Here is a 22,903-nt window from a genome sequence, read left to right as displayed (position 1 = left end):
CAGGCCGGGAAGGGCTGCGCGGCAGGCGTCGTTCAGGCGAGGGGCGGGTTCAGGGGAGGCGCGAGGGCGCGCGAAGCGAGGCGCGTGGCGGGCAGCGCGAAGTGCAGGCCGCCGGAAAAGCAGGATAGATCGTCATGGCCCGCAAGGGCCTGGTCGGATGCGACCGGGCAATTATGGTGGCTGCCGTGGAGGTCGGCATCCTGCTGACCTTTTTGCGTGTCCTTGCCCGACGCATGGCCCGGTTCCGCATGGTGGGACAGATGCGAATCCGTCGCATGGTGCGTCATGCCCGCCATCGCCGGTGCAGCATTGTGGAGCCCGCTGAGAAGCAGGATTAACACAAGGAACAGCCGAAGGGGAGCGCCGGACATGCGCGCGCCCCTAACAGCGAATGGCTTGTTCCGGAAGTCCAAAACCGGATCAGCCCTTTCGGGCGTCGCGTTCGGTCGCCGACCGGGCCGCCTCGATCAGTACCGCCAGGCCCTCCGGCAGCGGCATCGGATCGAAGGCGCTCACGTGCGCGCGTCCATTGTTCCCGGCCGGGAGCCGGCCGGTCAGCGAGCCGAGCGGGACGAGCAGGAACCGCATCGCCTGACCGGCGGCTTCGCGGCTATCGCCGAGTTCGATCGCATAGCGGAACATGTGCCAGTGCGAGGCCAGATGCGGGCCCATATAGGGCTGGCTCAAGATATGCTCCCATTCCAGCGCCCGCCACGCGGCGGCTTCATCGCCGAATCGTCTTGATTCGCGGAACAGGCGACATTGGTCGCGCAGGAGCGGCGCGACGATGGCCCGGGTCAGCGGTTTTTCAGTCGATGTCATCATGCAGGGTCCCCATTTTTGTCCAGGGAAGGCTTTTGCACCCTGTAGTAGATACAGGGTCAAGCCCTCATGTTGCCGTTCGCCGCCTCAATGCGAGATTTCCGATTTACCGACCTGTCCGGCACGAATCCCGCCGCCCGTGCGCGGGCCAGTACAAAAAAGGATAGAAGCAATAGCGTAAGGCCGGAACTAAGATTGAAAGACAATCGTAGCACTATTGTGCTTAACGCCCGGTTGTTCGACGGATATCCTGTTCCTCTAGGCGGTGTAATAAGTATTTCTAAGACGGATACACGCCTTGGTTGCAATCATGAGATAACATTACAGCATCCTTTCGGGGGTTCGAATAGTGCCGCCGAAGTTGATTGAAAATCTTCTACTTTTCATCGCGCTATTTCGATGCTAGGGGCCGGTTCCAATGCGACGGGTAATCCTCCTCTTGCTGACCTTTCTCCTTGCATCCGGAACGGTTGCAGGATCGCTCGCGCATGCGACCGAGGATCGGGCCGAGGCGAGCCTTTTTGTCGCGGCGATCGAAGCGGGCTGCGTGAGTGCGCCGGCTACCGAAAGCGCCGAGCCCGACAAGAAAAAATCGTCGCCCGGCGAAAAGCAGCAGGTGCCTGCCGCCGCTCATGGTTGCCATGGCCACCATTCGGGCGTCCCGGCGGAAACGCTTTCGGCAGCGACCGAAACGCCTGCCCCTGAAGCGCATACGCGCATCCTGACGGCCGCCTTGCCGCCCGTCGCCTACATCGGGACGTTCCGCCCTCCAATCGCCTGACGCTCTAGGTCTGCGCGCGCCCTTCGCGTGCGCTTCTCCCTGGAAACGTCAGGAGTCTCCTTTTCATGAAATCCATAGTTGTCGCCTCGAGTATCGTGGCGCTCGTTGCAGGCGCAAATTCCGCGCCCGCCGCTGCCCAGTCGGCAGCGACGGAGCTGGTGGGACCGCCTTCTTCCGCAGGCGAGGCCGTGCGTACCGGCCCGCTTCCCGCTCGATTGTCCCTCGCCCAGGCGATGGAGGAGGCCGACGCGCGCTCGCCGCGCGTGGTTGCCGCCGAAGCCGAAGTGGAGGCCGCGCGCGGTCGCCAGCGTCAGGCGGGCTATCGCTTCAACCCCATCCTTAACGTCGATGTCGAGAATTTTGCAGGCACTGGCCCCTACTCGGGTCTGAATGGTCTCGAAACGACGGTCTCGGTCAATCAGCGTCTCGATATCGGCGGGCGCCGCCGCGCGCGCATGACGCTCGCCGACGCCGAGTTTCTGGCCGCGCAATATCGGCTTGAGATTGCCCGCGCAGATCTCGCGCTCGAGGTTCGTAACCAGTTCGCGACCGCGCTCGCGGCCCGCGACAGTCTGGCGCTCGCGCGCGAGAATGAAGCGCGCGCTCGCGAACTCGTCCGCGTGGCGCAGGCAATGGTCGACACCGGGAACGAGCCGCCGCTGCGGGCCTTCCGTGCCAACGCGGCGCTGGTCCAGGCAACCGCCGAACTGCGCACCGCCGAGGCCGAGGAACGGACGGCGCGCCGTTCGCTGGCAGCGCTTCTCGGCAGCTCGGTTGCTCCGGCCGAACTGGTCGAAGGCGACCTGTGGGTGATGCCTGCCTCGGTTGACTCGCTGGCCACGCTCGACGTGCGGCTTGCCGAGACCGACCGCCTCATCGCCGAAGCTCGCCTCCAGGGGCAGCACGCCGACGGTCGCCTCGACCCATCGGTTGGCTTCGGGGTGCGGCAGCTTCGCGATACAGGTGATCGCGCGCTCATTGCGAATGTCTCGGTGCCGCTCCCGATCTTCGATCGCAACCGCGGCAACATCTCGGCCGCCAAGTCCGACGTTGCTGCCGCCATCGCGCGGCGGGAGAATGCGGTCGTCAACGCCGAGGCGAAAATCGCCAACGCCCAGGCCGAACTCGACGCCGCCCAAGCTCGCCTCGCGGCGCTTGAGGGCAGCGGCATCGAGCAGGCGCGCGAAAGTGTCCGGCTCGCCGAACTCAGCTACCGCGCCGGCAAGTCATCGCTCGTCGAATATATCGACGCGCAGCAGGCTTATGCGGCAACGCAGGCCGAGCTGATCGCGGCGCGCCAGGCCCGGGCCGAAGCCCGCGCCATCCTCTCGCGCCAGGCCGCCGCCGACGGCGATGCGGATCATCAGCCATGAGCGCGCCGAGCCTTCCAGTGGACGGGGGCGCATTCGCTGCCGTTCTTCCAAGTCAACAGGGGTGCGCCGCCGGTCGGCGCGCGAACCGCATCAACAGCGGAGATAGAATATGATCACCAAGGACAAGCGTCTCCTCGGCACTGTCGCGGGCGCCATGATACTCGCCGCCGTCACGGGCTTCGGCGTTGCACGTTGCACCGCCGACCCGGCCGCCGCACCGGCGGCCGAAGGCGAAAAGGAAGCGGCGAGCGAAGCCCTTCCGAGCAGCCTCGCCATCGCGCCCGATGCGATCAAGGCCGCCGAGATCGGCGTCGAGACGATCGGCGCCGGCGGACTCGGTTCGGAAATCATCTCGCAAGCGACCGTTACCGCCGCACCGAGCGGCGAGGCGATCGTCACCGCCCGCGCGGGCGGTGCGGTCACACGCCTCTTCAAGCGGTTAGGCGATCCGGTCAGCGCCGGCGAGACGATCGCGATCGTGCAGAGCCGCGACGCGGCCCAGATCGCGGCCGAACGGATTGCCGCCGATGCGCGCTCGACCCTTGCGCAGAAGAATCTCCATCGCGAGAAGACGCTGTTCGATCAAAAGGTGTCGGCGCGGGTCGATTACGAGCAGGCGCAAGCCGAAGCGGCGGCCGCCGCAGCGGAGGCGCAACGCGCGCGTGCCGCAGCGAGCGCCGCGCAGGTTACGCGCGATGGCAGCAGCGTAATCGTGGCCAGCCCGATATCAGGGCGGATTACGGCGGAGAACGCCAGTCTGGGCGCCTTCGTCCAGCCCGAAACCGAATTGTTCCGCGTTGCCGATCCCAGCAAGGTGCAGATCGAGGCCGCAGTCGGTCCGGCCGATGCACAGCGGCTCTCGCCCGGAGACCGCGCGATCATCGAACTTCCCGACGGGCGGACGATCGATGCCCGTGTGCGGGCTGTTACCCCCGGACTTTCCGGCGACACGCGATCGGCGACTGCCGTGCTCGATGTGCCCGGAGCGCTGCAGCCGGGCCTTGCAGTCCGGGTGCGTCTGCTTCCGGGCCGCGGCGCCGAAACCGGTGGGCCGGCACGGATCGTGATCGCCGACGAAGCGCTCCAGACGCTCGAAGGGCGCGACGTTGTGTTCGTCCGCACGAAGGACGGCTTCCGCGCGCAGCAGGTCACCGTCGGCCAGCGCAGCGCGGGCCGTGTCGAAATCCTCTCCGGGCTGAAGCCGGGCCAGATCGTCGCGACCAAGAACGCATTCCTGCTCAAGGCCGAACTCGGCAAGGGCGCGGGCGAGGAGGAATAAACCGTGATCGCGAAACTGATGGCGCTATCCGTCCGCGCGCGCTGGGCGGTACTCTTTCTCTTCCTCGTGATAGCCGGGCTCGGCGTATGGCAGCTGACCAAGCTGCCGATCGACGCGGTTCCCGACATCACCAACAAGCAGGTGCAAATCAACACGATCGATCCGCGTCTTTCGCCGGTCGAAATCGAGAAGCTCGTAACCTACCCGATCGAAATCTCGCTCGCCGGCATTCCGGGGCTCGAGACGACACGCTCGATCTCGCGCAACGGATTCAGCCAGGTGACGGCAATCTTCACTGATGAAACCGACCTCTATTTCGCGCGCCAGCAGGTGGGCGAACGGCTTCTCCAGGCGGGCGAGAATCTTCCCGATGGGGCCCAGCCGCAGATCGGTCCCGTGACGACGGGTCTCGGCGAGGTCGTCATGTACACCGTGGGCTACAAGAACCCCGACGGGAAGGGCGCCAAGAAGGTCGCGGGCCAACCCGGCTGGCAGCCGGACGGCAGCTACCTGACCCCCGAGGGCGATATCCTCACCGACGAGATCGCCAAATCGGGCTATCTTCGCACGGTTCAGGACTGGATCGTCAGCCCGCAGCTCAAGTCTGTCGGCGGCGTCGCCGGCGTCGATTCGATCGGCGGCTATGCCAAGACCTTCGTGGTCGAGCCCGATCCGACCCGCCTCACCAGCTACGGTATTTCCTATAGCGAACTTGGCGAAGCCCTGGAACGCGCCAACCTCGCGGTCGGTGCCAACTACTACAATCGGGCAGGCGAAGCCTATCTCGTGCGCGTCGATGCGCGCGTGCGCTCGGTCGACGAAATCCGCAACGCCGTCGTCGCGACGCGCGGCGGCGTGCCCGTCACGGTCGGACAGCTCGCCAATGTGAAAATCGGCGGCGACCTCAGAACCGGTGCGGGCAGCATGAACGGCAAGGAGGCGGTCATCGGCACAGTGCTCATGCTGATCGGGCAGAACAGCCGCACTGTTGCGGAGGATGTATCGGCGAAGATTGCGCAGGTGTCGAAAACCCTGCCGCCCGGCGTCGAAGTGAAGGTGGTGCTCGACCGCGCCAAGCTGGTGAACGCCACCGTCGGGACGGTTGAAAAGAACCTGACCGAAGGCGCGCTGCTCGTGGCGGCCGCGCTCTTCTTCCTGCTCGGCAACTGGCGTGCCGCGATCATCGCGGTGCTCGTTATCCCCTTCTCCTTCCTGATGATGGCGATGGGAATGAACGCCTTCCGGGTTCCGGGCAACCTGATGAGCCTCGGCGCGCTCGACTTCGGTCTGATCGTCGACGGGGCGGTGATCATCATCGAAAACTGCCTCGCCAGACTGGCGCACCGGCAGGAACATGAAGGGAGATTGCTCAACCTTCGCGAGCGCCTCGAGGAGACGATGCGTGCCAGCCAGGAGATGATCAAGCCGACCGTCTTCGGGCAGGCGATCATCCTGCTCGCCTTCGCGCCGCTGCTGATGTTCACGGGCGTCGAGGGCAAGACCTTCTCGCCGATGGCCATCACCATCATGCTCGCGCTCGTCGCCGCCTTCATCCTTGCCATCACGCTGGTCCCGGCGCTCGTCGCGCTGATGATCCGCGGCAAGGTTGCCGAGAAGGAAGTCTGGGCAATCCGCAAGTCGAAGGAGCGCTATCTCCCGCTGCTCGATAAGGCGCTCGCAAAGCCTTGGGCTTTCATCGCCGGCGGCTTTGCCTTCTTCGTCCTTGCCATCCCGGCCTTCGGACTGCTGGGCTCGGAATTCATTCCGCAGCTCGACGAGAAGAATATGGCGCTCGCCTCGACGCGCGTGCCTTCAGTGAGCCTCGAACAGTCATTGGCTATGCAGCGCAACGTCGAGACGGCGATCTCAAGCCTGCCCGAAGTCGAGCTGATGTTCTCGAAAACGGGTACAGCCGAGGTGGCGACCGACCCGATGCCGCCAAACATCTCGGACGGCTTCGTGATCCTGAAACCGCAGGACCAGTGGCCGGCGGACGTCAATTCGAAGGCCGATGTCGTTGAGCGCATCGAGAAGGCCGCCGGGGGCCAGCTCGGCCAGCTTTACGAGGTTAGTCAGCCGATCCAGCTTCGTTTCAACGAACTGATCGCGGGTGTGCGCGGAGACGTCGCCATCAAACTCTACGGGGACGACCTCGACAAGATGTCGCTCGCCGCGAACGAGATGGTGCGCGTGCTCCAGGGCATTCCGGGTGCGGGTAGCGTCAAGGCCGACCAGGTCGGTGGCGCTCCGACGCTCGACGTGAAGCTCGATCGCAATGCGATCGCGCGCTACGGCCTGTCGGTGCAGGAAGTCGCCGACACGGTGTCGGCCGCACTCGGCGGCCGCGAATCCGGCCTGCTTTATGAAGGCGACCGCCGGTTCGACATCACCGTGCGCGTGCCCGATGCCACCCGCGTCAATCTCGACGACATCCGCGCGCTTCCTGTCCTCCTTCCCTCGGAAGGCGGCAATCGCGGGCAGATACCGCTCGCGCAGGTGGCGCAGATCCGGCTGACCGAAGGGCTCAACCAGATCAGCCGCGAGAATGGCAAGCGGCGCGTCGTCGTGCAGGTGAACCTCGAAGGCCGCGACGCGGGGTCCTTCGTGGCAGAAGCGCAGGCGAAGATCGCTAATGTGAAGCTCCCGGCGGGCTACTATCTCGAATGGGGCGGGCAGTTCGAAAGCCTGCAGGCCGCATCGAAGCGGCTCTCCATCGTGGTGCCGCTCTGCTTCGCGGGCATTTTCATCCTGCTCTACATGGCGCTCGGCACCTTCGGCCGCGCAACCGCCGTGTTCCTCGCGGTCCCTCTGGGTCTCGCGGGCGGGGTATTCACGCTGGCGCTTACCGGGATCAACTTCTCCGTGTCTGCGGCGGTGGGCTTCATCTGTCTCGCAGGTGTTGCGGTGCTCAACGGTCTCGTCGTGATGACGGCGATCCGAGAACGGCTCGAGAATGACGTCCCGCTCACGGAGGCAATCCGTGAGGGCATGACCGAGAAGATGCGCGCGGTGATCATGACCGGTTTCGTGCCCGCGATCGGCTTCGTGCCGATGGCGATCGCGACCGGAACCGGCGCCGAAGTGCAGAAGCCGCTCGCGACCACCGTCATCGGCGGCCTCATCGCGGCGACTATCCTGACGCTTCTCGTCCTGCCCGCGATCGCCAAGGTCTTACTCGGGTCGAACTGGCAGCCCGGTTTCATGAAACGCAAATCCGAACCGGCCGGCACGCCGGTCACTGAATAGGAGAGGATCATGCAAAAAGCGTCCAAGCTCTTGCGCGTCTATACCGACGAGTCTGCCTTCTTCGGCGATCAACGTGTCTTCGAGTTCATTGCCGAACTCGCCCGCCAGCAAAAGCTGGCGGGGGTGACCGTCCTCGAAGCGGTCCTCGGTTTCGGACGCTCGGCGCATCTCCATCGCAAGCATGCGCTGGAGAATGACCGGGCGGTCGTGATCGAGATCATCGACGAGGAGCAGCGGCTCCGCGACTTTGCGGCGCAGCTGACCGAAATACCGGACGTCGGGCTAATCACGCTCGAAGCGGTCGACATCCTCGGCGGGAAATCCGCCGCGGAGCCTCCCGATGTCCAGAGCTGACCGGCAAATTGCCGGTTTCCACCGCGGCGCAGGTCCCCGGCCTGCGTCGCGGACCAGCTTGCCGGAGCGAGGGGGCGGCCGATGTTTTCGGTAGGCTCCTCGCTCCGCCTGCCGGTCCCGATCGGGCGGGTATGGCGGCTGATCGTCGACATCGAGCGGTACGGTGACTGGCATCCGACGCTCCGCTTCACCGATCGCCCCGGTGATGAAGAGCGACTGGACTATGTCTACTCCCCGCGCGGGCCGCGAGGCCCCGAGCTGTCGGCCGAGGGCCGGATCACCGGTCTCGACTGGCTCTCGGGTTTTTCATGGCGGACGGGCCTGCGCGGTCTGCTCGTCATCGAGGAAAGCTACCGGCTCGAAAAGCTCGGTCAGGGTGTCGAGGTGACCCACCGGCTCGACTGCCGCGGGTTCTTCTCCTGGCTCGGCTATCCCTTTCTGCGCCGTGCCTGCTCGGTTTTCCTGCGCCGCTCGAACGCAGCGCTCGAAAAGCATTTCCGCCGCACCACCGTCCAGTCCCGCTACGCGCGGCCGAGCGGACGGCGCGCATGATTTTAGTTTCGAAACCTGGCCGTCGGAGGCCCCTCTCATTCGCCCCCCTCACCACGGGCAGGGATCTCCGGCGGTAAGGGAGGTGCGGGAGCCGGGTCGCATCCCGCAGAGGCTCCCGCACCTCATCCTGCCGTGCGTTTAACATGCGCCCCGATCGCAATGCCGATCGCCAAGAGAAAAGGATGGCATCATGAGTGACCAGTTGCGGCTCGATATTCCGCTTCTCCTTCCCGAGGTCGCCGATACCGCCGACCGCTGCGTCGCGCGCCTCACGAGCGAACTCGAAGGACGTGACGGCGTCGACAAGGTCCATGTTGTTCGCTCAAGCGACGGTTCGCCGCCGCAGCTCTGCATTCACTATCGGCCGGACATACTCCCGCTCGAACGGGTGCGCCAGCTGGCGCGCAGCGCCGGCGCCGTACTCACCGGTCGATATCAGCATCTCTTCTGGAACGATCTCGAAGGTGTCGGCCACGCCCGGCGTGCGCGGACGATCGGGCTGCGCCTTCGCGAAATTCCCGGCGTGATCGAGGCCGAAGTCGGCGCGGCGGGGACGTTGCGCGCCGAGTTCGAGCGCTCGGAAACCTCCATCGAGACGATCAGAAAGATACTTTTGGATATGGGCGTTACCCGGAAATCGGCCGCCGTCGCCGCGGCTGTCCCGGCCCAAGAAGGCCACATCCATGGTGACGATGGCCATGATCACGGCCCCGATCATGCCCATGGGCCGGACCATAAACATGGCCACAAGGGATCGGATGATCATGATCATGGTCATGATCATGGCGGAATATTCGGTGAGCGCACCGAGCTGATCTTTGCGCTCCTCTGCGGCCTCGTCCTCGGCATCGGCTTCGCCATCGAGAAATCGGGCGTCGCTCCCGAATGGGTCAGCTTCGGCTTCTATCTCGCGGCCTATGGCTTCGGCTGCTGGTTCACCGTCCGCGAAGCGATCGAAAATCTGAGGCTCAAGCGCTTCGAGATCGACACGCTCATGCTCGTTGCCGCAGCGGGCGCGGCGGCGCTAGGGGCATGGGCCGAAGGCGCGCTGCTGCTCTTCCTCTTCAGCCTTGGTCACGCCCTCGAACATTATGCCATGGGACGAGCCAAGCGCGCTATCGAGGCGCTCGCCGAACTCGCGCCGCAGACCGCGATCGTAAAGAGCGCCGACGGCAGCACGCGCGAAGTGTCGGTCGAACTGCTGCAGATCGGCGACACCGTCGTCGTCAAGCCCAACGAGCGGCTCCCGGCCGACGGATTCGTGACAGTGGGCCGCACCGCGGTCAATCAGGCGCCCGTCACCGGCGAAAGCGTGCCCGTCGACAAGGAACCGGTGGCGGACCGGGTGCTGGCCGCCGCCAAGCCCGATGGGCTCGATGCGAAATATCGTGTCTTTGCGGGCACCATCAACGGCTATGGCGCGATCGAGATCGCGGTCACGCGGCTTGCCGCCGACACCACGCTCGCCAAGGTCGTCAAGATGGTGAGCGAGGCGGAAACGCAGAAGTCGCCGACCCAGCGCTTCACCGACAAGTTCGAGCGCATTTTCGTGCCGAGCGTGCTCGCCCTCGTGTTCGTCCTGCTCTTCGCCTGGGTCGTCGTCGATGAGCCTTTCCGCGACAGCTTCTACCGCGCAATGGCGGTCCTCGTCGCGGCAAGCCCATGCGCGCTCGCGATCGCGACGCCGAGCGCTGTGCTTTCGGGCGTCGCGCGCGCCGCGCGCGGCGGGGTGCTCGTGAAAGGCGGCGGGCCTCTCGAGAATCTGGGATCGCTGACCGCGCTCGCCTTCGACAAGACGGGTACATTGACCGAGGGCAAGCCGCGCATCACCGATGTCGTGCCCGCTACCGGCGTGCCCAAGGAAGAGTTGCTTCGCATCGCCGTCGCGGTCGAGCGGCTCAGCGACCATCCGCTTGCCGCCGCGATCGCGCGCGATGGCGAGGCCATGCTGACCTCGGCGCGCGTGCCGGTGGCGGACGACCTCAACAGCCTCACGGGGCGCGGCGTTACCGCGAAGGTCGAAGGCGAGACTGTCCAGATCGGAAAGGTGGAGATGTTCGGGACCGACGGCATCGCGCCGATCGGCGACGAAGTGGCGACGGCGATTGCCGGCCTTCGCGAACAGGGCCGCACGACGATGGTGGTCCGTATGGGCGACCGCGATCTGGGCGCGATCGGTCTGATGGACACGCCGCGCGAAGCGGCGCGCACGGCGATCGCTAGGCTCCGCGAGCTCGGGATCAGACGTATGATCATGATCTCGGGCGATCACCAGAAGGTCGCCGAGTCGATCGCCGCCGAAGTCGGGATCGACGAGGCCTGGGGCGACCTGATGCCCGATCAGAAGGTCGACGCCATTCGCGATCTCAAGGCCGAGCAGCCGGTGGCCATGGTGGGCGACGGGGTCAATGACGCGCCCGCGATGGCGAGCGCAACCGTCGGCATCGCCATGGGCGCCGCTGGGTCGGACGTCGCCCTCGAAACCGCCGATGTCGCGCTCATGGCCGACGATCTTGCCCATCTGCCCTTCGCCATCGGGCTCAGCCGGCAGACGCGGCGGATCATCCGCCAGAATCTCGTAGTGAGCCTCGGCGTCGTGGTCGTGCTCGTGCCGGCAACCATCCTCGGGCTGGGCATCGGCCCCGCGGTGGCCGCGCATGAGGGCTCGACACTGGTCGTGGTCGCCAACGCGCTACGGCTCCTCGCCTATCGCGACCGCAGCGCGGCCTGAGAGGCCAACGCGGCGGCGAGGCGAGACCGGAAAGGGGAGAGCGGATGAACTTCAAGAATATCTCGGCCTGGTCCATCCGGAACCCGATCCCGCCGCTCGTCATGTTCTTCGGCCTGACGGTCGCGGGGATCGTCTCCTTCCTCATGATGGGGGTCCAAAGCGATCCCGACATCGATTTTCCGGGCGCGATCGTCATCATCGCGCAGCCGGGCGCCGCACCCACCGAACTCGAAACGCAGGTCACCCAGCGCGTCGAAGCGGCGGTGCGCACGATCGAGGGGATCGACGAGCTCAACTCGACCGTCACCGAGGGCCAGTCGCAGACCTTCGTCCAGTTCGCGATCGGGACGCCGATCGACCGGGCGGTCACCGATATCCGCGACAAGATCACCCAGATAAGGAGCAACCTGCCGAACGGCATCCTCGAACCGCAGGTCATCCGCCTGTCGACCTCGGGCAATACGCTGGCTTATTGGTCGGCTTCGGCCACCGACATGACGCTCGAGGAATTGAGCTGGTATGTCGATAATGTCGTCGCCAAGCGGCTGATTGCCGTCCCCGGCATGGGCGACGCCTATCGACGGGGCGGCGTCAGCCGCGAAATCCGCGTCATCCTCAACCCCGAACGCATGCGCGCTTACGGCCTGACTGCCGCCGCGGTGAACACCCAGCTCGTCCAGCTCAACGTCAACGCCGCGGGCGGCCGGATGGAGGTCGCTGGATCGGAACAGGCGGTGCGCATCCTCGGCAATGCCAGTAGCGCGAACGCGCTCGGCGAAACCCTGATCTCGGTCGGCACCAACCGCACCGTGCGCCTCGCGGACATCGCCGAGGTCAAGGACCTCTACGCCGAGCAGCGCTCGGTCTCGAAGCAGGACGGACGGCAGGTGCTGACCTTCGGGTTCGAGCGCGCGAAGGGCGCCTCCGACGTCACCGTCTATGACGCGGCGGTCGAGGAGTTGCGCAAGCTCGAGAAGGAAAACCCCAAGATCAAGTTCACCGAGCTGTTCAGCGATATCGAATATACCAAGGGCCAATATCATTCGGCGATCAACGCGATGGTCGAGGGCGCGATCCTCGCGGTCATCGTCGTCTTCCTGTTCCTGCGCGACTGGCGCGCGACCCTTATCTCGGCGCTCGCAATCCCGCTCTCGGCGGTCCCGACCTTCCTCTTCATGGACCTGATGGGCTTCTCGCTCAACATGATGACCCTGCTCGCGCTCAGCCTTGTCGCCGGCGTCCTCGTCGACGACGCGATCGTCGAGATCGAGAATATCGTCCGCCACATGCGGATGGGCAAATCCGCTTACCAGGCCTCGATCGACGCCGCCGACGAGATTGGCCTGGCCGTGCTCGCGACCACCATGACGATCGTCGCGGTCTTCCTGCCCGTCGGGCTGATGCCGGGGGTCGCCGGACAATATTTCAAGAATTTCGGGCTGACCGTCGTCGCGGCGGTGCTGATGAGCCTCGCGGTCGCGCGCATGATCACGCCGATGCTCGCCGCTTATTTTCTCTCCGCGCAGGGTCCGCAGAAGCATGGCGAAGGCCCGCTGATCGACACCTATATGCGCGTGCTGCGCTGGAGCCTCGATGCCAGGGCCGCCGATGCGGCCCGCGCCCGAGGCGATCGCTGGAAATGGCTCGCCTACATCAAGGATCACCGGCTCTGGGTCGTCGGTATCGGGGTACTCGCGCTCTTCGCGACCATCTTCAGCTTCTCGCTGCTCCCGATGACCTTCCAGCCGTCGATCGATTCCGACACGAGCCGCGTCGCAATCCAGCTCGCTCCGGGTGCAACGCTCGAACAAACCGAGGCAGTGGCCGACGAGGTGACCGATCTCATGAAGCGCGACCCGCTCGTCGAATCCGCCTTGTCGCGGATCGATGTCGGCACGGCGACGGTCTATCTGAAATTGCGCAAGGACCGCGAACTCACCTCGACCGAGTTCGAAAAGGACCGCGCGCCGCGGCTGGCTGCGGTTCCCGATGCGCGCATCAACTTCCAGTCGCAGCATGGCGGCGGTGGCGGCAGCAGCCGCGACATCTCGATCACACTCGGCAGCGACGACCCGAAGAAGCTTGAAGATGTCGGCAACCGGCTGCTTGCCGAAATGGCCAAGGTGAAGGAAATCCGCTCGCCGCGCGTCGAGGGCAATCTTCAGCGCCCCGAGATCGTCATTCGCCCGCGCTTTGCGCTCGCCGCGCAGCTCGGGGTGACGACACAGGCCCTCAGCCAGTCGATCCGCGTCGCGACGCTTGGTGAGATTGACCAGAACAGCGCGAAATTCTCGCTATCCGATCGGCAAATCCCGGTTCGCGTCGCGCTCGCGGAAACCGCGCGCGAGCGGCTCGATACGCTCCGCAATATGCCGGTCCCGACCCGCAACGGCGGAACGGTGCCGCTCTCGGTCGTCGCTGAGATCGGCTTTGGCGCCGGCCCGACCCAGATCAATCGCACCAATCAGGTGCGCCAGCTCACCATCGGGGCCGACCTCGCCCCGGGTCTGGTGACGGGTCAGGCGATGGAAAAAGTCGAGGCGCTGCCCGCGCTCAAGCAGCTTCCCGCCGGCGTCACGCGGCTCGTGCTCGGCAGCGCCAAATGGCAGGCCGAGATGCTGCGTAACTTCGCAATCGCGGTGGTGTCGGGCATCTTCCTCGTGCTCGCCGTTCTGATCCTGCTCTATCGCAAGATCATCCCGCCCTTCGTCAACATGGGTTCGCTGCTGCTCGCCCCGCTCGGCGGTGCGATCGCGTTGCTCTTGACCGGCTATCCGCTGTCGCTCCCCGTCTTCATCGGGGTGCTGATGCTGCTCGGTATCGTCGGCAAGAACAGCATTCTGCTCGTCGATTTTGCGATCGAGGAAATGGCGTCCGGCGTGCCGCGCGACGAGGCGATCGTCGACGCGGGGCACAAGCGCGCGCAGCCGATCCTGATGACCACGGTCGCGATGGTCGCGGGCATGATCCCGACCGCGCTGTCGCTCACCGGCGACGGTGCATGGCGCGCGCCGATGGCGGTCACGGTGATCGGCGGTCTCATCCTTTCGACGATGCTGACGCTGCTGATCGTACCGGCGTCCTTCAGCCTTGCGGCGGGCTTCGAGCGCCGGATGGCCCCGCGCCTGCGCCGCTGGTTCACGACCGGCGGCGCGCACGCCGACCCATCGCCTGCGGGCGTCACCGACATCGGCGCGGGGCAAAGCCCGGCGGCCGATCGATAGAGGAGTGAAGTTGATGGAGTTCGAGCGGGAGCATGACCTCCCCTATAGTCCGGAACAGATATGGGCGGTCCTCGGCGATTTCGAGAACCACCGGATCTGGAATCCCTATGTCCGGATCGAGCGGCTTGCCGAGGACCCGATCGCGATCCGCTATTCGATGCGAATGGATCCCAACAAGCCCAAGTTTCTCGAAGTCTCCGCGACGGTCCTTTCCGCGCGCTCCGGCGAGGAACTGATTCTCGACGTAAAGCCGAGCTTCATCCTCCAGTTCGAGGAGAGCTATATCCTGACCCGGACGCCGGAAGGGACCAAATTCCTCCATCGCTATCGCTGCCGCGGACCTTTTGCCTGGCTCCGGCTTCCCGGCATCCAGACGAGCTTTCAAAGGATGCTCGCATCGATCGACGGCATCCTGCTCAGCTACCTCAAGTCCAAGTACAGCAAGCCGCAATCGCCGCCGCGGCGGCCCAAGTCGAAGTTCAAAGGTGGTCGGCGATGACGAGCTTTCCGATGCTCGCGCCGCACAAATGGCGTCCGCTCGGCGCGGTCTGGGCAATTGCCCTCCTGTCGAGCCTAGCTGTCCTCTTCGTCGGTGAGGTCATGGGCCAGGCGCCGTGCGATCTCTGCTGGTTCCAGCGCGCTTTCATGTTTCCGCTCGCGATCATTCTCGGCATCGCGGCGTTCATGTCGGACCGCGCCGTCGTTCCTTATGGGCTGGCGCTGGCTTTCGGCGGCGGTCTCGTCGCTTTCTATCACAGCCTGCTCTACGTCGGCGTCATTCCGGCCCAGATCGTCCCCTGTACCGGCGGCCCGTCATGCTCTGGAGAGAGCATGGCAATCGGAGGCGTGCCGCTGCCCCTCCTGTCGCTGGCCGCGTTTGCGCTCATCCTTATCCTCTTGCTCAACTTCCAAAGGAGACTGAAATCATGAACAGACGTATCGGTGTCGTTGCCACGCTTGTCCTCTCGGCACTCGCCTTCACCGGCGGCGCGATGCTCTACAGCGGAACCGCCGAGGGCGAACCCACGAAGAAGGTCGTGGCGGGGCCGGTCGACAGCCTCATTCGTCCGCACTCTCCAATCATCGGTCCAAAGAATGCGCCGGTGACCATCGTCGAATTCTTCGACCCCTCGTGCGAGGCCTGCCGCGCCTTCTATCCGACGGTGAAGGGCATCGTCGCCAAATATCCCAAGGATGTGCGTCTCGTGATGCGCTACCTGCCGCTCCATCCCGGCTCGGCCGAGGCGATCGTGATCCTCGAAGCCGCGCGCGTGCAGGGCAAGCTCCAGCCCGTAACGGCGGCGCTGCTCGAGGCGCAGCCCGACTGGCACGACGGCAAGATGGACGGTGCCTGGGCCGCGGCCGAGAAGGCCGGCCTCAATGTCGCGAAGGCGCGCGCGATGCCGACCACCGATGCAATGGCCTGGATGGAGCAGGACATTGCCGACGCGCGTGCGGTCGGCGTCAAGGGCACCCCGACCTTCTTCGTCAATGGCGAGATGCTCGTCCAGCCGAGCCCCGAACAGGTCGAGGCCAAGGTTCAGGCCGCGGTCGCGGCGATGGGGCAATGAGCCGGAGCGGGGTGTCCCTTGACGGGGTAGCGAGCCGCTCCAGCATCTCGTCCTGCCGCAGCACTGGCCCGAGTGATCCACCGGCTCGTGTTCGGGTGCGATATTCACAGTGCGTTCAATGACGAAGGGGGAGTTTGCAGGTTCGTAAAAGGAGAGACAGACATGCGAAAATTTGTGCAGTTCGCGGCGGCGCTGCTCGCATTTGCGATCCCGGGCACCGCAATGGCTCAACATCATGGTGATCGTGGCGGCTGGAGTGGCAGCCATGATGCTCCGCGCGGACATGACCGCGATTACCGGCCCATTCGGCACAGCGCCCCCACTTATGGCCACGACCGGGGCTATCGTTCCTACGATCCCTATTATCGCGGCAACGCTCATCGGTTCGAGCGGCGCGATCAATACGAACGGCGCTACCAGAAGAGGCGACAGCATCATCATCACCGGGGCCGTCACTGGCGAGGCTAGGCGCGGCGAATGCCGTCTCCGCGTCAGGTAGAGCGACCTCTCTGATCGACAACAACCTTGCCTTGGTGCGCAAAGCCAGGGAGGGCATCGTCGGCGACGATAGCAGAGCCGCTTCAAAGGCCGGCGTAAGGCTGCGCCAACAAGCAGGCCGTGCTGACCTTCGAGCCGTTTGCCAGCGCAGGGCCGTTCATACGCGGTCACAGTTTCATGGATATCATTCGGGTAACCGGATTGGAGCCGCATCGCCCGCCGGGGCTACCGCTCACGGATCACGAGTTCGGTCCCGGCATAGCGCTCCGGGCGAACATGCTCGATCCGCTGCGTCCGGCGGCTCGCCCTGTTCATGAAGGTGACTTCGACGGTCACCGGCGTCATGGAGGCGAGGCCGAAGTGGACCGGCTGGGTGCCTTGCGAATTATAGCCTTCGCCGGTCGAGACCAGACGCGTCGCGACGATCTGGCCGGCGGCGTCGTAGAGCCGGACTTCGGCGCCCATGCGAGTGAAACGCCCCGCCTTGTCGAGGACGCGCACCGAAAGGCCGCGCCGCGCCGCCTGCTTGCCCGGATCGTTATGGAAGAGGAAATGGCCGCCGGTCGCGGTGTATCCGCGTGTGACCGAGAGATCGAGAGCGCCGTCGCGGTCATAGTCGATCCACTGGATGCCATGATCGGCGACGTTGAGCGCCGAACCGGCGGGCAGGATGTTCTCAAAGCCCTTGCCTCCGAGGTTGCGATAGAGGCGGTTTGCGGGCTGCTGCGCACCCGACTTTCCGGTATAAGCGGCGACGAAGAGGTCGAGCCAGCCGTCATTGTCGAAATCACCCCAAGCGGCGCCGACGGCATGATTGTCCTCCGCGAGGCCGAGCTCGGGCGCGACATTCTCGAAGCTGCCGTCGCCCTTGTTGCGGTAGAGGATGTTGACGCCGTAGCTCGCGACGAACAGGTCGAGTTCGCCGTCATTGTCATAGTCGCCGATCGCGCAACCGACGCTGCCATCTTCGGCCGGACGGCCGGGGCGGTCTATGCCGAGCGCGGGAGCTACGTCGACGAAGCGACCGCCGTCGTTGCGCCACAGTGCGTCGGTTGCGCCCGACTGGTTGGCGAGGAAGAGATCGAGATCGCCATCGCGGTCGTAATCGAACCAGCAGGCACCTACGGTCGGCCGCGCGTCGTCGCCTGCCTGTTCGGCGTCGACGCGCACGAAACGGCCCGCATCCTGGCGAAACAGCGCATTGGGGCCAGCGCGGTCGGCAGTGAAAAGGTCCAGGTCGCCGTCATTGTCGTAATCGACCCAGCTCGATTGCCGCGCCGAGCGTCCGGGAACGACGGGTGTGAGGTCCTGGCGGATGAAACGGCGGCCGCTCTCATTGCGGAACAGAAGGTTGGCTTCGGTCGCCTTGGTGGCGCCGGCATAGAGATCGAACCAACCATCGCCGTCATAGTCGCCCCATGACAGCCCGCGCATCTCGGCGCCGGAGACGGGCAGGCCCATCGCGGCACCGATGCTGGTGAAATGGCCGCGGTCGTTGCGGTAGAGGCGAATTTCGCCGGTCTTGATCGACACGGCGAGGTCGAGATCGCCATCACGGTCGAAATCTGCCCAGCTGTTGGAGAGCGAGCCGGGAATGGTGAAATCGGCGGTCTGGACGGGCGCGAAGGCGGGAACGGTCGTCCCGGCCGCCCCGCCGCCGGCAATGCCGGTCGAAAGGGCGGCCCAGGACAGGATCCGCATCAGTTCATCGCGCATGATGCGGACTCCTGAGGACGGTGGGGATCAGAAATCGAGCGCGATCCGGCCATAATAGTAGCCGCCATATTGGCCGAACGGCCCGGCGCCATAGGGCGCGAGCCCGATGGTGTTGGCGACGGTCGTGCGGTCGGGATAGACATCGAAGATGTTATAGGCGCCCGCGGCGACCCGAAACTTCTCGGTCACGCCGTAGGAGACCTCGAGATCGGTGATCCACTTGGCGCCGAAGCTCTGGTCGTTGACGGGAAGGCCGCCGACGAGATTATCGAGCGACTTGAATTTGTCGTAGCGCGTTTCCTTGACGTTAATCGTGAAGGGACCGGATTCGAAGTTGGCGCCGAGGATCAGCTTGGTCTTGGGAGTCGAGGTGAACCAGCCCTGGGTGCGCCGGTCGAACAGGGTCAGGCCGAGGCCCGCGAGTTCGCTCGGGTTGGCTGCGATCTTCCTGATGTCGGTGTCATTATAGTTGAAGCCGACGCTCGTGCGCAGGCGTCCGGCACTGCCGACGTCGAACGCATAGGTGCCCACGACATCGACGCCGCGCGTGCGCGTGTCCACGGCATTGGTGAAGAAGCGCACCGACTGGTCACCCGAGAAGCCGTTGGCGATCAGGATGTTCCGGATCCCCGTGCCCGACAACAGGCCGGTCAGGGTGATGCGGTCGTCGAGATCGATCTGGTAGGCGTCGACCGAGAGCGAGAGGCCCGCCGCCGGTGTCAGCGTGAAGCCGAGGCTGTAGTTCTTCGACTTTTCAGGCTTGAGTGGCTGCGCGCCGAGCGCCTGCGCGACCGCCGAGTTCGTTTTCACGATCTTGGTGAGCACCGGGATATAGACGCCGCCGACAAGGTTGATCGACGTCGAGGTCTGCGCGAAGTCCTGCTGCGCCAGCGAGGGCGCGCGGAAGCCGTTGCTGAACGCACCTCGCAGTGCGAGCCAGTCGGTCAGCTCATAGCGTGCGCTCACCTTGCCGCTGAAGACGCTGCCCGAGCTGTCGTCGAAATGCTCGAAGCGCCCCGCCGCGGTGACGAGGAAGCGCGGGCTGACGTCGAGCGCGAGATCGACATAGCCCGCCCAGATGTTGCGGTTCACGTCCGCGGCATCTTCGGGGGTAACGACGATCGCACCCTGCGCCCCGACCTGTGCCGGGCGCCCGGCGAGTGGGCCGGTCGGGTAGAAATAACCCCCGGCACGGTAGCTGTCGACGTCGAGCGGCTTGGTGACGTAATTCTCGTAGCGATATTCGGCACCCATCGAGACCTGAAGCGCCGTCTCGCCGCCGAGCTCGATACGGCGGGTGAGATCGAGGTTGTTGGTCCACTGGTCGAACGCCGAACTGAAGGTCTTGAACTCGGTCGGGCTCGACGGACCGATCGACGCGTTGAGCGTATTTTCGGCGCCATTCTTGGCATAGTTGCGGCCATAAGTGCTGCTGAGATCGATGTTCCAGCCCGCAGTCTCGCCGCGAAGGCCGCCGGTGAATTGGAAGTCGGTTTCCTGCAGCGTGTAGTAAGGCGTGAAGCCGTCGGGATAGATCTGGATGATGTTCTGGTTGCTGTTCGGGCGGCGGCCGGCCTGGCCGACGCGCGCGTCGCGATAGCCGAAGGTGCCATCCGAGTAGAAGGTGACGTTGCCGAGCGGCAGGACGAGCGTTTGCGCGACCTTGACGTCCTTCACGTCGGGGAGGCCACCTTGATAGGTGCGGCGATTGGCGGTGAGCTCGCGCGGATCGGGTACACCGCCGGCGAGCGGGAAATAAAGCGCCCCGGTTACGTCGGTGTTGCGCACGGCGGCGTTGGCCTTCTTGCCTTCGACCGACAGTGTGAACGAACCGCCGTCGCCGAGCGCGAAGCCGTGCGAGACGCTGCCCGAGATGGTCTCTCCGTCGCTGCCGCTGCCGTCTCGGCCATAGCGCTGGCCGGCTTCGAACGTCGCCTTGCCGCCCGAGTCGTTGGTTTTCAGGATGACGTTGATCACGCCCGCGATCGCATCCGAGCCATATTGCGCCGAGGCGCCATCGCGCAGGACTTCGATGCGCTCGATTGCGCTCGACGGGATGAGGTCGAGATCGACCGGGTTGCCGCCCTGCGACGTCGCGCCCGAGTTGAAGTCGATGATCGAGCTGTTGTGACGGCGCTTGCCGTTGACCAGCACGAGGACATGGACGCCCGAAAGGCCGCGAAGTCCCGCGGGGCGCGTCAGGCTGTTGAACGACGAGCTGCCCACGGTCGTCGACTGGAACGACGGCACGAGCTGCGTCAGCGCGTCGCGCAGCTGCATGCCGCCGCCGAGCTTTTCAAGCTCTTCGCCGCCGATCACGTCGATCGGGGTCGGGCTCGAAATGACGGTACGAGCTTGGCCACGGGTGCCGGTGACGATGATTTCGGACTGGGAGGCCGTTTCACCGGCGTTGTCGGCCGGGGCATCCTGCGCGAAGGCAGGCATGGAGATGGCGGCGGCGACGCAGGACGCCCCCACCAGCAGTCTCGTATATTTTTGCATGGTCTTGCTCCTGAATACGGAAAATCGTTCCCCCGGTGAACCTGCGATTTTTTGTTTTCCGCTTGTTCGGCGCTTATCCTGCGGCCCTCAACTTACGCGGTGGCGCTGCGGTGTCCTGCGAAAGGGTGCCGAGCCCTTGCCGCAAATCCGCGATGAGGTCATCCACCCTTTCGAGCCCGATGTGCAATCTTAGCAAGGGGCCGGGATAGCTGAGCTTGTGGGTCCGGGCCTTGAGCTGCGGGTCGACGGGAATGGCGAGGCTCTCATAGCCGCCCCAGCTGAAACCGAGACCGAAAAGCTTGAGCTGCTCAACCATCGCGGCGACAGCCGTTTCGGGTGCGGGCTGGAGTACCGCGCCGATCAGGCCGCAGATGCCCGTGAAATCGCGCTTCCAGATCGCATGACCCGGATCGCTCGGCAGCGCGGGGCACATCACCGAATGGACTTCGGGCTGCGCCTCGAGCCATTTGGCGACCTGAAGCGCGGCGGCGCCATGTTGTGCGAGACGGGTATGGAGTGTCCGCAGACCGCGGATCGCCATATAGGCGTCGTCGGGCGATACCGCCCAGCCGGTCTCGTAGCTCGACGCCGCGAGCAGTTCGGCGGCATGGCCCTTCGCCGCGGCGAGCCCCATGAACACGTCCGAATGGCCGCAGACATATTTGGTGAGCGACTGGATGCTCACGTCGACGCCGTGATCGAGCGGCTTGAAGAGGACGCCGGCCGACCAGGTATTGTCGATCACGGTCATGATCCCGGCTTCCTTCGCCATTGCGGCGATCGCCGGGATGTCCTGCATTTCGAAGCTCAGCGAACCGGGGGATTCGAGAAAGATCACACGGGTCTTCGGCGTTATCATCGCGCGGATGGCTTCGGCATCGTCGGCGGGATCGAAGTAGCGCGCGGTGACGCCGTAGCGCGCGAGCGTGCCGGCAAGGAAACGCCGGGTCGGATTATAGACGGTGTCGCAGGCGAGAACTTCGTCGCCGACGGAGAGCAGCGCGAGCAGCGTGCCGGTGATCGCGGTGAGGCCCGAGGGATAGATGAAGGCTTCATCGGCATTCTCGAGATCGCGCAGGGCATCGCGCAGCGTGCGCTGGGTCGAGAGGCCGACGCGGCCGTAGGTGACCTTGCCGCCGTCGTAGAGCGCCTCACAGCTGGGCAGGAGAACGGTCGAGCCGCGCTGGATTGGCGGACCGGGGGTCCGCTGGAGCGCGTCGCACGGGGTATCGCCGTGGATGAGCCGCGTCTGCTCGTGAACCATACTGCAAAGCGTCATCTATATTTTCTTTCTCAGATGGAATTGGAGAGGAGTTTCTGCCGCTGCGGCGACACGCCGTTGCGATGTGCCGCGACGAGATCGCTGCGGCGGACGACCGAGAGCGCCTTGGCGGCCTTGGTCACATGTTTTTCGATGGCGCTCGTCGAGATGTTGTAGCGGTTCGCGAGGCTCTTCAGGCTCGACCCTTCGACACGGATCGCGACGAGGATTTCCTGCGTCCGCTCGGGAAGCTGGCTGAGCATGGTCTCGACAGCGCGGACCTCATCCTTGGCAAGCAGGATGCGCAGCGGCGACATCTCGTCGACCGGATGGTCAGGTTCGTCGAGCTGGCAATGGCAGTCGCTGCGGCGCGTCGTCTGGCGGCGATGGCGATCGATGAGCGCGGCCTGCGCGGCCTGGAAGAGATAACATTTGGGATGGGCGACCGCGGCGGCGTCGGCGCGGCGAATGATGCTGAGGAGAACGTCCTGGAGAATGTCGTCGAGGTCGGCGACCGGGACGCGGCGGCGGAGATATTTCCTGAGTAGCGGGAGGTGCGGCCAGAAAGCTTCGACAAGATCGGGCGCGGCGTTGTCGGACGGCAAAGCGGGAGTGGCCGGCGGCTTTTCCGGAGGTGGAGCGATAAGTTCGAACGTCTGCCAGCCATCGCCGGCCGTGACGTTTTCAGTCTCATACTCGGCCCCATAGGCACTGAATGTCATCGTGCGTCCCCTTGTGGCGACATTTTATGACATGAGTGCTAGGGTGAATTCATCACCGACTTTGGCAGGAATTTGGCGAATGTTGGGATGTTTGAACTGATAGTTCGGTATTCGGTCGATCAAATGATCGAAATCCTACATGAACAACGTCGGTCCGGTCGAATCATCTGCCCCGGAGTCGCCTCGGAACTGCAACATTTGGCGAGGGACCGCAAAACTTCCTCGCGGAATCGCGCTTTGGGCGATGGGGTGTTCGGTTCGTAGCGCGTCA

General features: G+C 64.9%; 18 protein-coding genes. 12 read left to right on the top strand and 6 right to left on the bottom strand.

Annotation, left to right across the window (positions count from 1 at the left end; genetic code table 11):
• Nucleotides 1–32 precede the first annotated feature (32 nt).
• Both LH20_RS19685 and LH20_RS19680 read right to left on the bottom strand, forming a co-directional pair.
• Complete coding sequence (locus tag LH20_RS19685) at nt 33–371, bottom strand: hypothetical protein (protein ID WP_053555683.1); 339 nt, start codon at nt 369–371, stop codon at nt 33–35.
• Nucleotides 372–420: 49 nt separating this feature from the next.
• On the bottom strand, nt 421–822 hold the full coding sequence (locus LH20_RS19680; RefSeq protein WP_053556391.1) for a DUF3703 domain-containing protein: 402 nt from the start codon (nt 820–822) through the stop codon (nt 421–423).
• Nucleotides 823–1,240: 418 nt separating this feature from the next.
• Between LH20_RS19680 and LH20_RS19675 the strand changes: the two genes are divergently transcribed.
• The 12 genes from LH20_RS19675 (at nt 1,241) to LH20_RS19620 (ending at nt 16,401) form a co-directional block, all read left to right on the top strand.
• Nucleotides 1,241–1,603 carry a hypothetical protein gene (locus LH20_RS19675; RefSeq protein ID WP_053555682.1) on the top strand — a complete coding sequence of 121 codons (363 nt, stop codon included), beginning with the start codon at nt 1,241–1,243 and terminating at the stop codon, nt 1,601–1,603.
• Between the two features lie 65 nt (nt 1,604–1,668).
• Complete coding sequence (locus tag LH20_RS19670; protein WP_144423619.1) at nt 1,669–2,976, top strand: TolC family protein; 1,308 nt, start codon at nt 1,669–1,671, stop codon at nt 2,974–2,976.
• A gap of 109 nt (nt 2,977–3,085) precedes the next feature.
• Nucleotides 3,086–4,255, top strand: a complete 1,170-nt coding sequence (locus LH20_RS19665; RefSeq protein ID WP_053555681.1) for an efflux RND transporter periplasmic adaptor subunit — start codon at nt 3,086–3,088, stop codon at nt 4,253–4,255.
• A gap of 3 nt (nt 4,256–4,258) precedes the next feature.
• Complete coding sequence (locus tag LH20_RS19660; protein WP_053555680.1) at nt 4,259–7,501, top strand: efflux RND transporter permease subunit; 3,243 nt, start codon at nt 4,259–4,261, stop codon at nt 7,499–7,501.
• A gap of 9 nt (nt 7,502–7,510) precedes the next feature.
• Complete coding sequence (locus LH20_RS19655; RefSeq protein ID WP_053555679.1) at nt 7,511–7,855, top strand: DUF190 domain-containing protein; 345 nt, start codon at nt 7,511–7,513, stop codon at nt 7,853–7,855.
• 81 nt (nt 7,856–7,936) lie between these two features.
• Nucleotides 7,937–8,407, top strand: coding sequence for an SRPBCC family protein (locus tag LH20_RS19650; RefSeq protein WP_053555678.1), 471 nt, complete (start codon nt 7,937–7,939; stop codon nt 8,405–8,407).
• Nucleotides 8,408–8,597: 190 nt separating this feature from the next.
• Nucleotides 8,598–11,138 carry a heavy metal translocating P-type ATPase gene (locus LH20_RS19645; RefSeq protein ID WP_053555677.1) on the top strand — a complete coding sequence of 847 codons (2,541 nt, stop codon included), beginning with the start codon at nt 8,598–8,600 and terminating at the stop codon, nt 11,136–11,138.
• 44 nt (nt 11,139–11,182) lie between these two features.
• Complete coding sequence (locus LH20_RS19640) at nt 11,183–14,362, top strand: efflux RND transporter permease subunit (RefSeq protein WP_053555676.1); 3,180 nt, start codon at nt 11,183–11,185, stop codon at nt 14,360–14,362.
• A gap of 13 nt (nt 14,363–14,375) precedes the next feature.
• On the top strand, nt 14,376–14,861 hold the full coding sequence (locus LH20_RS19635) for an SRPBCC family protein (RefSeq protein WP_053555675.1): 486 nt from the start codon (nt 14,376–14,378) through the stop codon (nt 14,859–14,861).
• Nucleotides 14,858–15,292 carry a disulfide bond formation protein B gene (locus LH20_RS19630; RefSeq protein ID WP_200905404.1) on the top strand — a complete coding sequence of 145 codons (435 nt, stop codon included), beginning with the start codon at nt 14,858–14,860 and terminating at the stop codon, nt 15,290–15,292. Before LH20_RS19635 ends, LH20_RS19630 begins: the two co-directional genes overlap by 4 nt.
• A complete protein-coding gene (locus tag LH20_RS19625; protein WP_053555674.1) occupies nt 15,289–15,933 on the top strand; it encodes a DsbA family protein in 645 nt (214 codons plus the stop codon). Before LH20_RS19630 ends, LH20_RS19625 begins: the two co-directional genes overlap by 4 nt.
• Nucleotides 15,934–16,095: 162 nt before the next feature.
• Entirely contained in the window at nt 16,096–16,401 is a 306-nt protein-coding gene (locus tag LH20_RS19620) for a hypothetical protein (RefSeq protein WP_137890099.1), read from the top strand.
• Between the two features lie 255 nt (nt 16,402–16,656).
• On the opposite strand, the gene LH20_RS19615 is transcribed toward LH20_RS19620, so the two are convergent.
• From LH20_RS19615 to LH20_RS19600, 4 genes are all read right to left on the bottom strand, one after another.
• Nucleotides 16,657–18,147, bottom strand: a complete 1,491-nt coding sequence (locus LH20_RS19615; protein ID WP_053555672.1) for an FG-GAP repeat domain-containing protein — start codon at nt 18,145–18,147, stop codon at nt 16,657–16,659.
• Between the two features lie 27 nt (nt 18,148–18,174).
• Nucleotides 18,175–20,649, bottom strand: a complete 2,475-nt coding sequence (locus tag LH20_RS19610) for a TonB-dependent receptor plug domain-containing protein (RefSeq protein ID WP_053555671.1) — start codon at nt 20,647–20,649, stop codon at nt 18,175–18,177.
• Nucleotides 20,650–20,722: 73 nt separating this feature from the next.
• On the bottom strand, nt 20,723–21,928 hold the full coding sequence (metC, locus tag LH20_RS19605) for a cystathionine beta-lyase (protein WP_083455509.1): 1,206 nt from the start codon (nt 21,926–21,928) through the stop codon (nt 20,723–20,725).
• 14 nt (nt 21,929–21,942) lie between these two features.
• Nucleotides 21,943–22,632 carry an RNA polymerase sigma factor gene (locus tag LH20_RS19600; protein ID WP_053555670.1) on the bottom strand — a complete coding sequence of 230 codons (690 nt, stop codon included), beginning with the start codon at nt 22,630–22,632 and terminating at the stop codon, nt 21,943–21,945.
• Nucleotides 22,633–22,903: the final 271 nt, after the last annotated feature.

The organism is Sphingopyxis sp. 113P3, from assembly GCF_001278035.1.
In the GTDB taxonomy this organism is placed as follows: domain Bacteria; phylum Pseudomonadota; class Alphaproteobacteria; order Sphingomonadales; family Sphingomonadaceae; genus Sphingopyxis.
The sequence above is the reverse complement of the archived record's forward strand: the minus strand, read 5'-3'. Positions and strand labels throughout refer to the sequence as shown.